This is a genomic window from Hyphomicrobiales bacterium (assembly GCA_017642935.1).
Taxonomy (GTDB): domain Bacteria; phylum Pseudomonadota; class Alphaproteobacteria; order Rhizobiales; family MH13; genus MH13.
Genome location: JAEPOK010000002.1, coordinates 1,219,381 through 1,231,837, shown reverse-complemented (window position 1 = coordinate 1,231,837; position 12,457 = coordinate 1,219,381). Strand labels below are relative to the sequence as shown.

Below are 12,457 nucleotides of genomic sequence, written 5' to 3'. Positions count from 1 at the left end.
AACCATCTGTGCTGGGCAACCAAGGGTGGAAGCAGGTGGTGCTTGCCTCAGCGATGATCAGAAACTAGCGACCGGCCCCTGAACCCATTTGGAAGCGCGCGTTCATATTCGGTTCAGGGAAAAAAGGCGGGTATAAACAGACTGCAAAACCTTGCAATCGACACCCCTTGAAATCGCGTCGGACAATACGCAGCTATAGGATCGAAGGCGCCAAACGGGCCTTCTGCGCAGGTGGCAGATGCGATGGCCAAGTGGGATCGCGACGCTGTTTCAACGGCATTGCCGCAGGCGCCCAACCTCAACTTGTTGCTTCTTATGGAGAACACTCATGCGTGTTGATTATTCGCCCCTTTATCGTTCGACCGTTGGTTTTGATCGGCTTTTTTCCATGCTCGACCAGCAGGTCTCCAACGAGACAAATTCTTATCCGCCCTACAACATTGAGCGCACCGGCGAGAACGCCTACCGCATTTCCATGGCGGTAGCCGGCTTCGGCCCCGATGAGCTGCATGTGGAAACCAAAAACCACACGCTGCATGTGCGCGGTGAAAAAGGGGCGGACGTTGCCAGCGACACCCGCGAAATCCTCTATCGCGGCATTGCAGCCCGCAATTTCGAGCGTCGTTTCCAGCTTGCCGATTATGTCGAGGTGGCTGGCGCCTCGATGGAAAACGGTCTGCTTCACATCGAGCTGAAGCGTGAGCTGCCCGAAGCGATGAAGCCGCGCAAGATCTCGATTTCCAACGGCACCACCAATGGCAAAGGCGACACCGCCGCCATCGAAGTGGACGCCCAAAAGGCATAAACAATCCAAGCGATGAGCCAACTCCCTAGGGCTCAAACGCGAAAGCCCGGCGGAAACGCCGGGCTTTTTTTGTCATCCAGTCGCGAACGCGGGCCTTGCAGGGAAGATGTCTAGCCCCTGGGCAAGTCGTAATGGACCTTCGGCATCATCTGGTGAAAAGTGCGGCCAGTCAAAAAGGGGGTCGTCATGAATGGTGCTGAAGCTTTGGTCGAAACGTTGCTGGCCTCGGATGTCACGGTCTGTTTCGCCAATCCCGGCACGTCGGAGATGCACTTCGTGGCGGCCTTGGACACCCACCCGGACATGCACTGCATTCTCTGCCTTTTTGAAGGTGGGGTGACCGGCGCAGCGGATGGTTATGCGCGGATGAGCGGCAATGTGGCCGGGACCTTGCTCCATCTTGGGCCAGGCTTTGGCAACAGCTGGGCCAATTTGCACAATGCACGCAAAGGTCACTCCGGCATCGTCAACATTGTCGGCGATCATGCAGGCTATCATCTGAAGCATGACGCGCCCCTGACCTCCGATTTGGATGGTGTTGCGAGCTCTGTTTCCCATTGGGTGCGGCGCGCCACAGATGGATCGATGGTGGCCGAACTTGGCGCTGACGCGGTTCGCGTTGCCCGCAATGGTCAGATCGCGACCGTCATCCTGCAGGCCGATGCAGCCTGGGGTGACAGCGTTTCTGGGCCAACGAAGGCCAAGCCACCAGCACAAAAACACCGGCCGGATGAGGCGCGCGTCGCTGCAACTGCCAAAGCGCTAAGCGAACCAGGTGCTGCGCTTCTGGCCAACGGCCCTGCGCTTTTCGGCCCTAGCGCCGACTTGGTCGGACAGATTGCGGCACGGACCGGCTGCCGTTTGCTCGCACCCTTCTTTGCGCCGCGTATCGCGCTTGGCGCAGGGGCGGTGGCCTTTGAGATTCTGCCCTATCCAGCCGATGCAACCGCTGAGATGCTTCAGGATGTGACCGGCATTGTTCTCGTCGGTGCTGATCCTCCCGTGAATTTCTTTGCCTATCCCGGCAAACCTTCAACGCCTGAACCACCGGGATGCGCGATCCAAAGGCTATGCTTCCCCGATTGGGATGTGGAGTGGACCCTGCAAGCCTTGGCCGATGCCGTGGGCGTTGATGGCAACGAAACCATTACTCGCATCGAGCATACCGTTCCTTCCGCGCAGAAGGGTACACTGACGGCCGAAGGTATCGGACGTGGTCTCGCCCGCGCCATCCCTGAGGGCGCGATCCTGGTGAACGAGGCGGTCACCGCCGGTTTTGATATCTGGCCATCGGTCAACAAGGCTGCACCTCATGACCGGATCAACAACACCGGTGGTTCGATTGGCGAGTGTTTGCCGAATGCCATCGGCGCATCCGTCGCCTGCCCCGATCGCCCGGTCTTTGCCGTCTCAGGCGATGGGTCGGCCATGTATCAACTTCAGTGTTTGTGGACGGCAGCCCGCGAGCGCATGGACATCACCTTCGTGATAGTTGCCAACCGCGGCTATCAGATCCTGCATCACGAGCTCGAAGCGCAGGGCGCACCGAAACCTGGTCGCAATGCCCGCGCCATGTTTGACATTGAAGATCCGTTGCTCGACTGGGTCGCGCTGGCGGCTGGCCATGGTGTTCCGGGGGAAAAGGTGGAGACCGAAGAGGGCTTTGAAGCGGCGCTGGCCAAAGCGGCGACCACAAACGGGCCATTTCTCATCGAGGCCACGATCTAAAGCGTTCGCTGCGAAAAACGCCGCAGATCAAAAAGAAAGCCCAGCTATGATGCCGGGCCTTCTTGTCGTTTTGTCTTCAGGCAGCGCCAAGGTCAGCAACGACCCCGGCGCTGCCTTGATCGCTAGTGCTTGAACTTCTTGATCTCCCCGGACTTCAAGCGCTCCGAGTAAGAAGCAAGCTCTTTGCGCACAAGCTTCATCAGGAAGTAGAGCGCGAAGATATTGACCACCGCCATGGCGAAGATCGCTGCGTCGGAGAAGTCGATCACCGGGCCAAGGCTCGCCGCTGCGCCAATGACGACGAAAACGCAGAAGATGAGCTTGAAGATCAGCTCAGTGGTTTTGCCTTCACCGAACAGATAGGTCCAAGCTTTCAGGCCGTAATAGGACCAGGAGATCATCGTCGAAAAGGCAAACAGGATTACCGCTATCGCCAACACGAACGGAAACCAGCTTATCGCAGAGCCAAAAGCGGCTGAGGTAAGTGCCACGCCTGAATTGCCGTCCACGGTGGCTACCGCTGTTCCAGCCTCGTTGAGAACGTAAAGGCCAGTCTCAGGATCGGTGATCAACTGTTGAGATATAATGATCACCAACGCGGTCATCGTGCAGATGATCACAGTGTCAATCAACGGCTCAAGCAGCGATACGAACCCTTCGGTGATGGGCTCCTTGGTACGCACCGCCGAGTGGGCAATGGCCGCAGAGCCAACACCGGCCTCATTGGAAAACGCCGCCCGTTTGAACCCTTGGATCAGCGCGCCGACGAACCCACCAGCAACACCAAGACCAGTGAACGCACCTTCGAAGATCTGCGCGAATGCCCATCCGATCATGTCGTAATTGACAAACAGAATGATGAGCGCCGCACCGACATACATGATGCCCATGAACGGCACGACCTTCTCGGTTACCCGCGCGATCGATTTGATACCGCCAACGATCACCGCGAAGACAACCGTGGCAAACACCAAACCTGTGATCCAGCCTGGATAATCTCCGACAATGCCGGAGATTTGAGCGTGGGCTTGGTTGGCTTGGAACATGTTGCCGCCACCCAGTGCGCCCAAGATACAAAAGATCGAGAACAGGACGGCGAGAATTTTTCCGCCCGGCAAACCAAGCTCGCTAAAGCCCTTGGACATGTAGTACATCGGTCCGCCCGACACAGTGCCATCTTCATACTCGTTGCGGTACTTCACACCGAGCGTGCATTCGGTAAACTTTGACGCCATGCCGAGAAGACCCGCCAAGATCATCCAGAACGTTGCCCCCGGTCCGCCGATGCCGACAGCCACCGCAACACCAGCAATGTTGCCAAGGCCAACAGTGCCTGAAAGGGCTGTTGCAAGAGCCTGGAAGTGACTGACCTCGCCAGCGTCGTTGGGGTCCGAATAATCGCCCTTCACCAATGAGATGGAGTGCGAGAAAAAGCGCAGTTGCACAAAGCCGAAATAGAGCGTGAAAATGGTTGCGGCGATCACCAACCACATAACGATCCAAGGAAAAGATGTGCCTGGGAACGGCGCAAAGATAAGGCTCACAAAAGGTCCTGTTGCCGACGCGAAAATTTCATTGACACGTTGGTCGATGCTTGCTGCTTCCTGTGCGAAAGCAGGGCTGGCCGTCAGCGCGGCCATCAAGGTGGCAAGCCAGACGGCGAGCCATGGTTTGAAAGTGGGTTTCATGGTCTCTATCCCTAGCCAACGACCGTGACGGGCATGCTTGCATGCATCACAAGGTTGCTTGTTGAACTACCGAAAATGCGCTTTGCAAAGCCGCCTTCAGAGGAGCGCCCGACAACGATTTGGTCGGCCTTTTGCTCCATGGCGATGGCGTTGAGCGTGTCGGCAACGTCGCCATGGCGTACGATGCCGCTGGCTTTAAAACCGTCATCGGTCAGTGTCTTCACCGCTGGATCGACCACGCGTTCATGGGCGATCTGCAGTTCCTCTTCACGGCGCTTGTGGCGCTCGGCGTTTTCTTCCGCCGTTTGGAATGAGAAGGGCGACCATTCGATCACATAAACGACGACCAATTCGCAGTCGCCGATCAGTGTGGCCAGGCGTTCGGCGTAGGAAAGCGCTCTGCTCCCCGAACCCGCGCCATCCAGGCCTATTATGATTTTTGTGGGCATGCCCACCTCCCTGTTTGCAATGTGTGCAATCGGAGCGTCATGCGCACAACTAGACCGTGCAACCCCTTACTACGTAGGTCGGTATCTATACGGAAGACTTAAGGGCTTTCCCCATGGAAAGCATGACGAACCGAGGTCGTGGAACGTAGCGGCAGATGGCCTTGCCAGCTTCGCCTTGACCCCGGCGCCACACACGTGAAGGTGGTAGGTCAATCCGGGGGACACCAACGATGAAAAAAACCGTTGTCGCACGCTTAAGCGAACTGGCCGACCGCGAACCTGCCTATGCTCTGGTCGACGAGGTCGATCTTGTCGTGGTTCGGTTCGATGATGACGTCTCGGTTTTCTACGGGCGATGTTTGCACCGTGGCGCGCTGATGGCCGACGGGTTCGTCCGAGGTCAGAACCTCATCTGCGGGGTCCATGACTGGGACTACCGGCTCGACACCGGCGTGTCGGAATATGCCAATGATGAAAAGCTGCCGAAATTCTCATCCTGGATCGAAGGTGACGAGGTTTGCGCGGACGCCGATGAAATCTCCGCTTGGGCCAAGGACAACCCGCAACCGTTCAATCGTGATGCCTATCTTGGGCTCTATGCCGACACCTCGCACGGCACCGACGAGGAACCGCTCACAGGGCTCATCCAAACCTACGCCCGTGATGGTCTCTCCAAGACCGGCCACCATGGCAAGGTCGAAGCTATGGGCGTGCCGCGCGATGAGCTTCCCAGCTGGGATGACCTCCAGCTGCTGACCGCCCAATTGCACAAGCCACCGCTGCTGGACGATGATCCTGTTGGCACGGAGGTGGTCATTGGCCCCAATGCGCAAAAACCGCTAACGCTTAAAATCCCGCTCTTCGTCTCCGACATGTCGTTTGGCGCTCTGTCGGAGCCCGCAAAAATCGCCCTCGCGCGCGGCGCGGAGCTGGCCGGCACGGGCATTTGCTCCGGCGAAGGCGGAATGCTGCCGGAGGAGCAGGCGGCCAATTCGCGTTACTTTTATGAACTGGCCTCCTCTCGCTTCGGTTTCGACTGGGACAAGCTCGCCAAAGTCCAAGCCTTCCATTTCAAGGGCGGACAGGGCGCAAAAACCGGCACCGGCGGCCATCTTCCCGGGTCAAAGAATACCGGCAAGATCGCCGAAGTGCGTGACATCCCCGAGGGCGAAGATGCAATCTCGCCACCGCGCTTTCCTGAGTGGACTGATCCCTCCCAAATCAAAGCTTTCGCCGACCAGGTCCGCGACCGCACCGGCGGCATCCCAATCGGTTACAAGCTCTCCGCCCAACACATCGAAAAGGACATCGACGCAGCGCTTGAGGTCGGCGTGGACTACATCATCCTCGATGGCCGCGGCGGCGGCACGGGCGCAGCTCCCATCCTGTTCCGCGACAACATTTCGGTGCCGACCATCCCGGCCTTGGCACGGGCACGGCGGCACTTGGACCTTTTGGACCGAGGCGATGTAACGCTGGTTATCACCGGTGGCCTGCGCAAGCCAGCTGACTTCATCAAAGCCATGGCGCTCGGCGCCGACGCGGTGGCGCTTTCCAATTCGGCCATGCAGGCAATTGGCTGCATCGCCATGCGCGCCTGCCACACCAACAATTGCCCGGTTGGGATCGCGACCCAAAAGCCGCATCTGGTCAATCGCCTCATCGTGGAAAAATCAGCGCGCCAACTGACCAACTTTTTAGAAGCCTCGGTCGAGCTCATGCAGGTGATGGCGCGCGCGTGCGGTCACAATCATCTCTCAGAGTTCAATCAAGAGGATCTGACCACCTGGAAAAAGGAAATGGCCGCCCTATCGGGCGTTGCCTATGGAGGTGTGGCATGAGCGACTTGGACTGGATCAGCGTTGGCAAGGTCGACGACCTGCCGGAGGGACGGGTGAAAACCGTTTCGGCCCGCAACCTTTACCTCTGCCTGTCGCATTTCGACGGGCAATGGGCCGCGATGGACAATCATTGTCCGCACCAAGGCGGCCCGCTTGGCGAAGGCTCGATCGAGCGCGGCGTCGATGACAAATGCTGGATTCGCTGCCCCTGGCACGGCTGGGATTTTGACCCGCTGACCGGTGCGCCCCCTGGCGGTCATGAAGATAGCGGTCAAAAGACCTACCCGGTCGAGGTGCGCGACGGTGAAGTCTTTGTCGGGCTTGAGCCGGAACCAGACCACACGCGCACGGTCACCGACGCAATGGCCGAAACCATGGTCAATTGGGGCGTCAAACGCGTGTTCGGCATGGTTGGTCACTCCAATCTTGGCCTGGCCGACGCGATCCGCCGTCGCACGGCGGACGGGGACATGGCCTATATCGGCATCCGCCACGAAGGCGCGGCCGGCTTTGCTGCGTCCGCCTATGGCAAACTCACCGGCAAGCCTGCCGCCTGCCTCACCATCGCCGGACCAGGCGCGACCAACCTTCTGACCGGCATGTGGGACGCGAAGGTCGATCGTGCTCCGGTTCTCGCCCTGACGGGTCAAGTGCAAACCCAGGTGTTCGGGCCCGGCGCCTTTCAGGACATCGATCTGAAATCGGCCTTCCAGGCCGTCAGCAAATTCTCCCAGCCGGTGCTTTCCACGTCCAACCACACCGAGCTGGCGTCATTGGCCATCAAGACAGCGCTAATTGAACGCGACGTGGCGCATCTGATCTTCCCCGATGACGTCCAAACGCTGCCGAGCGACAAACCCGCTGCCTCGCCGAAAGGCAGGGTGAGCGGCCCGGTCGTCAAACCAGCCGACGAGGATGTCGAGGAAGCCTTGACGATGATCGCGTCAGCCAAACGCCCACTCATCATCATCGGTCACGGCGCTTGGGACGCGCGCGAGGGCATAATCACGCTTGCCGAAACGCTCGGCGCCCCGGTGCTCACCACCTTCAAGGGCAAAGGCCTCATCCCCGACAACCACCCCAACGCTGGCGGCGTGTTGGGACGGTCAGGCACGCCGATCGCCAGCTGGTTCATGAACGAATGCGACCTTCAGATCGTTCTTGGCGCATCCTTCTCCAACCACACCGGGATCGAACGCAGCAAACCGACCATCCAGGTGGATTTCGAACGGATGCAGCTTGGCAAGTTCCACCCGGTCACCTTACCGGTCTGGGGCGAGATTGGCGCCTTCTGTGGCGCGGTTTCAGCCAAGGCAGCAAGCAACCCCGAGGCCGACGACCAGATCGGCGAGCTTGCCGACCGCTGGCAGATGTGGCGCGAGGAGAAAAACAACCGCCTGCGCGAAGAAGGCTCAAACGGCGTGCACTCGGTGGCGATCTTCGAGGCCCTGTCGCGCGTTGCGCCGAAAGATGCTTTGATCGCCGTTGATGTTGGCAACAACACCTATTCCTTTGGTCGGTATTTCGAGACCAAGGGTCAGCACGTCATGATGTCGGGTTATCTTGGGTCAATTGGTTTTGCGTTGCCCGCCGCCATGGGCGCCTGGGCTGCCACCCAAGACTTCGAAGAATTTCGCGGCCGCAAGGTGATCTCGATATCTGGCGATGGCGGGTTTGGACAGTACGCCATGGAACTCACAACAGCAGTGAAATACGGCATGGATATCACCCATGTGCTGCTCCACAATGATGAGCTGGGCAAAATTTCAAAGGAACAGCGTTCCGGCGAATGGCCGGTTTGGGAGACGTCGCTGGTCAACCCATCTTTTGCCGCCTTCGCCAAGCTCTGCGGCGCACACGGCGCGAAGGTCACCAAGGGTGAGGATGTCGAAGCCGCGCTCGAAAAGGCCTTGGCCGTGGATGGCCCGGCCCTAGTTGAGGTGATGACGGACGCTGAGCTAGTTTAGGCGGCCTCGGCGCGTTGCGCGGCCTCAAGGAACTGATCGACATGATCGTCGGTGGTGGCAAAGCTTGCCACCAGACGGATCATGACTTCGCCTTCACCCGGTGCAATATCGGTCTCGGCGGTGTCCTTGGGCCAATCGGCAAAGATCGCACTGGCAGCCTTCAGCTTGTCGGCCATCGCCTGCGGAATGATCGCAAAAACCTCGTTGATCTCGGTCGGCGCAGCAAGACGGCAGCCTTCCAGCGCGGCCACGCCGTCTGAAAGTTTTTTTGCCATCCCATTGGCGTGAGTGGCAAGCACCTTCCAATGATCGTCGGTCAGCATGGCGAGCGCCTGCGCGGCGGCAAAGCGGTTTTTCGAAAACACCTGCCCCATGGCTTTCTGACGGTAGGTGAGATCGTCACGCAGGTCTTCGCGGAAACTCACCACCATCTCAGAGGCCCAGGCCCCGTTCTTGGTGAAGCCAAGCGAGAGTAGATCGACACCGGATTCATGGGTCAGCGCCGCCGGGGTCACATTCTGCGCCACCAGCGCGTTGGAAAAGCGCGCGCCATCCATGTGCAAAACGAGGTTGTTACGGCGTGCAATGGAGCCAATGGCAGCCACATCCATCACGCAATAGGTGGTACCAAGCTCGGTGCCCTGCGTCATCGAGACGGCGATGCCGCGTCCGCGATGCACATGTTCGCGCGGATATGTGGCAAGCGCTTCTGTTAGCTCCTTGGCATTGATGCGGCCCAGGCGACCCTGCAAGGCATGCAGCTTCATGCCGACCAACGATTCTGGCCCGGCAGCCTCATCGACCAAAATGTGCGAATCGCGGTGGGCAAACACCACGCCCCCAGGGCGAGCCACCGCACTTAAGGAAAGCATGTTGGCGGCAGAGCCCGTAGCGGTGAAAAACACATCCACATCGCGGTCAAAGAACGTGCCGAGCGCGTCGCGGGTCTGGGTCGTCAGGTCGTCCGATCCATAGGCGCTGGCGAACCCGCCCGCACAAGCAGAAAGGGCCTCAGCCACTAGTGGCGAGACCCCTGCCCAATTGTCACTTCCAAAAAACATGGCTGCTCCGTGGTTCGGTTGGCGACGGCTCTATCACCGTGGCCAATCCGAACCAAGCCGGATCAGGCTTTTTTGAACATCCGGCCAAGCAGTCCATCGACCGACAAAAGACCTGGCCCTTTGAGCACCAGATAGATCAGCGGGAAGAGCCAAAGCAGACGCTGGTCGTAAATGATCGAGTCGGGAAAACGATCAAACCAAGCGCCCGCTGTTTCGGCATCCACACCATGGAACGTCAGATCGACATAAGATTGAACGATCACGAAGCTGATCATGCCAAGGGCGGCAAGGCGGCCGAACAGGCCGATCACCAACAGCACCGGCAGAACAAACTCAGCATAGGTGCCCGCATAGACCAACACCGTCCAAGGCAGAGCGACAGCACTTTTGTCATAGCCTGCCGCTTCAATGATGGGAGGGATGATCTGTGCATAGGCGCCGGTGGAAAGCTCGAAGATGCTGCCATCGATTTTGGTCAGCGCCGCGTTCCAATAATAGCCGAACAAGGTCGCCAAAAAAACAAACCGCGCAACAAGCCCAGGCAGCCAAGCCGCCGTAAGCCAATCGATGGCGTCGGTAATGTCTTTCCAGACGGCACGCACACTGCCAATCAGGGTCGGAGAATCGGATGGAGCGGGAGGTACACTCATGGTTTCAGACTGTTCTACGGAAGCCATCGGGAACTACTCCAGCGTCTTAGTAAAAGAGGGTGTCGAATGGAAGGCGGTGAACACGCCGGCAGTGAGACAAAGCCCCAGGCTGGCTTGCAGATCGAACGCTGGGTCCGCTTGGAACCCATCTTGGGCCGCCGCCCCAAAGGGGACCCCGCGCGCGCAGGCCTTGATGAAAGCAAAATCGCCCTTGCCGATCGGCTGCGAGGAGACGTCGTAGACCGGACGCGCGATTAAGACCGCCTCGCCCTTACGCATATCGACCGTTGAACGATCCACTGGCGGCGCGACCCCATCCAGCGTTGCCTTCTCGATGGCGTAGACCGTGGCAATAGGAAAGCGTGAGGACACGAGCCGCACCGCTGGATGCACCATCAAGGTGCCGGCCGACAGGATCTCCGGATCGACACCGCCAAGTATTGCGCCATCAAAAACCGGCGCATCAATGGCATGATAGGCCTCGATACGGCGGCGTTCGAGCAACGCTACATCGCCCAAAAAGGGCCGAGCCTTTGTCGCGGGATGTTGCGCGAGGTAGCCCGGAAAATCGCCACCATAGCTGGAGAGCACAGCAGTTTTTGGCGGGTGGGCGCGCACGAAATCGGCCATCAGAGCCCGCTGCAACCCTTCGCCCAACAATAGCGACGTGACAGGAAAGGCACCCTTCAGCGCGTCGGCTAGACTGGCCACCACATTGTTGCGGTAGACGTTGAAGGCTTCCAAAGGGTCCGCGCCATTGGCACGACCAATACCGTCAGGAACAGGCTTGTCCGGATCGAGCACCGCAGCGGCGAAATCACCATGATGGTGCTGGCGCGCACTCATCTCAAGCAACATGGCGGCAACCCAGAATCGGGTCGTTCCTGCAAAGGATCGCCTGCGCCTGCGCTGCCTCATGGGCGAGCACATTGAAAGCGGGCACGTCATTGTCCCACTCGACGAGCGTTGGCCGGGGCCCAATGCGTTTGATCAGTTGTTCATAAAGCGCCCAGACAGGATCGGAGACGGCGCGGTCATGCGCATCGATCAGCAACTGCGCGCCATCGCTCAAAGTGACCGACGCGTGACCCGCCAGGTGGATTTCACCGACATGACCGACGGGAAAATCAGCCAGATAGTCTTCAGCGGAGGTTTGGTGGTTGGTGGCCGACACAAACACATTGTTGACGTCGAGCAGCAGACCACAGCCAGTGCGCTTGGCGATCGCTTTGAGAAAATCAGTCTCGCTCATCTGCGAACCCTCAAACACCACATAGGTGGAGGGGTTCTCAAGCAAGATGGTGCGGCCCAGCGCCTCCTGCACCTCGTCGATATGATCGCAGACAAGGTCCAGCGTCGCTTGGGTGTAGGGCAAGGGCAGAAGGTCGTTGAGATAGCCTTCATCATGGCTCGACCAGGCCAGATGTTCGGAGAAAAGGTCCGGTTCGTAGCGTTCGTTGAGCGCAGCGAGCCGCGCCAGATGCTCTTTATCGAGCGCACGTTCACCACCAATGGACAGGCCAACGCCGTGCAACGACAGGCCAAGGCGCTCGCGCAGATCAGTCAGCAGGCGATGCGGCATGCCGCCCTCGCCCATGTAGTTTTCAGGGTGAACTTCGAACCACGCCACGTCGTGATCGCCGCTGAACACCTCTTCGGCATGCTCATGCTTGAACCCGACACCGGCAAGGGCATCAGTGATCATCGGTTGCGAGGGCGGGGCGAGCGTAATGCGGGACATGGGTCAGCCTGGGGTGTGGGTGTTGGTCCGGATGGCGGGATACGGGCGATATGCCGCCATCCGGTAGGCGATCTGGGGACCTAAGCGTTAGGCCGGCAGATCGCGGTCCAGTTCTTCAAGCGAACCCATACGGCCGTCCGGCAGGTAAAGGTCGTCGTCCATCATGGAAGCCGAGCCGTACTGTTCGCAGGTGCCAGCGTCGACGAAGGTCCAGGCATTGCCCTGGTAGTCAACGGTGGAAGTGCCAGCGCATGTGGTGCCTGGGCCAGCGGCGCAGTCGTTGGCGCCGGCCAGCGAAATGCCATAGCATTTTTCCTGGCCCTGGGCGTGGGCAGGGACAACAGCAGTGACAGAAGCAGCAACACCAGCAACGGCAGCGGCGATGACGGCGGTGTTCACAGCGCGACGTGAAATGCTCATAGAGAAGGTCCTTTCAAGACACTTATGTGGGCGGTGCGAAGCATGGGCGGCACCGGTGTGAGAGTTGGGGGGAGAAGACATGTTCGCTTCTCGTCCCAAGTGATGAC

At 59.2% G+C, this 12,457-nt stretch carries 11 protein-coding genes; 4 read left to right on the top strand and 7 right to left on the bottom strand.

Features of this window, described 5'->3' with window-relative positions:
• Nucleotides 1-238: 238 nt before the first annotated feature.
• Together JJ917_15220 and JJ917_15215 are read left to right on the top strand one after the other, a co-directional pair.
• Complete coding sequence (locus JJ917_15220; GenBank protein MBO6700178.1) at nucleotides 239-805, top strand: Hsp20 family protein; 567 nt, start codon at nucleotides 239-241, stop codon at nucleotides 803-805.
• Between the two features lie 186 nt (nucleotides 806-991).
• Complete coding sequence (locus JJ917_15215; protein MBO6700177.1) at nucleotides 992-2,533, top strand: acetolactate synthase large subunit; 1,542 nt, start codon at nucleotides 992-994, stop codon at nucleotides 2,531-2,533.
• Nucleotides 2,534-2,655: 122 nt separating this feature from the next.
• Here JJ917_15215 and JJ917_15210 read toward each other — a convergent pair whose 3' ends face one another.
• Together JJ917_15210 and JJ917_15205 are read right to left on the bottom strand one after the other, a co-directional pair.
• Nucleotides 2,656-4,173 carry an alanine:cation symporter family protein gene (locus tag JJ917_15210; GenBank protein ID MBO6700176.1) on the bottom strand — a complete coding sequence of 506 codons (1,518 nt, stop codon included), beginning with the start codon at nucleotides 4,171-4,173 and terminating at the stop codon, nucleotides 2,656-2,658.
• 59 nt (nucleotides 4,174-4,232) lie between these two features.
• Nucleotides 4,233-4,670, bottom strand: coding sequence for a universal stress protein (locus JJ917_15205; GenBank protein MBO6700175.1), 438 nt, complete (start codon nucleotides 4,668-4,670; stop codon nucleotides 4,233-4,235).
• 230 nt (nucleotides 4,671-4,900) lie between these two features.
• On the opposite strand from JJ917_15205, the gene JJ917_15200 reads away from it, so the two are divergent.
• Nucleotides 4,901-6,511: an alpha-hydroxy-acid oxidizing protein gene (locus JJ917_15200; protein MBO6700174.1), complete on the top strand. Its 1,611-nt coding sequence runs from the start codon at nucleotides 4,901-4,903 to the stop codon at nucleotides 6,509-6,511.
• Complete coding sequence (locus JJ917_15195) at nucleotides 6,508-8,478, top strand: Rieske 2Fe-2S domain-containing protein (GenBank protein ID MBO6700173.1); 1,971 nt, start codon at nucleotides 6,508-6,510, stop codon at nucleotides 8,476-8,478. Before JJ917_15200 ends, JJ917_15195 begins: the two co-directional genes overlap by 4 nt.
• Here JJ917_15195 and JJ917_15190 read toward each other — a convergent pair.
• From JJ917_15190 to JJ917_15170, 5 genes are all read right to left on the bottom strand, one after another.
• On the bottom strand, nucleotides 8,475-9,539 hold the full coding sequence (locus tag JJ917_15190) for a low specificity L-threonine aldolase (GenBank protein MBO6700172.1): 1,065 nt from the start codon (nucleotides 9,537-9,539) through the stop codon (nucleotides 8,475-8,477). The genes JJ917_15195 and JJ917_15190 overlap by 4 nt on opposite strands.
• Nucleotides 9,540-9,601: 62 nt before the next feature.
• Nucleotides 9,602-10,189: a DoxX family protein gene (locus tag JJ917_15185; protein MBO6700171.1), complete on the bottom strand. Its 588-nt coding sequence runs from the start codon at nucleotides 10,187-10,189 to the stop codon at nucleotides 9,602-9,604.
• A 33-nt stretch (nucleotides 10,190-10,222) separates the two neighbouring features.
• Entirely contained in the window at nucleotides 10,223-11,047 is an 825-nt protein-coding gene (locus tag JJ917_15180) for a putative DNA-binding domain-containing protein (protein MBO6700170.1), read from the bottom strand.
• Entirely contained in the window at nucleotides 11,037-11,930 is an 894-nt protein-coding gene (locus JJ917_15175; protein ID MBO6700169.1) for a DUF692 domain-containing protein, read from the bottom strand. The genes JJ917_15180 and JJ917_15175 overlap by 11 nt, the downstream gene beginning before the upstream one ends.
• 87 nt (nucleotides 11,931-12,017) lie before the next feature.
• Entirely contained in the window at nucleotides 12,018-12,350 is a 333-nt protein-coding gene (locus JJ917_15170) for a DUF2282 domain-containing protein (protein ID MBO6700168.1), read from the bottom strand.
• Nucleotides 12,351-12,457 lie beyond the last annotated feature (107 nt).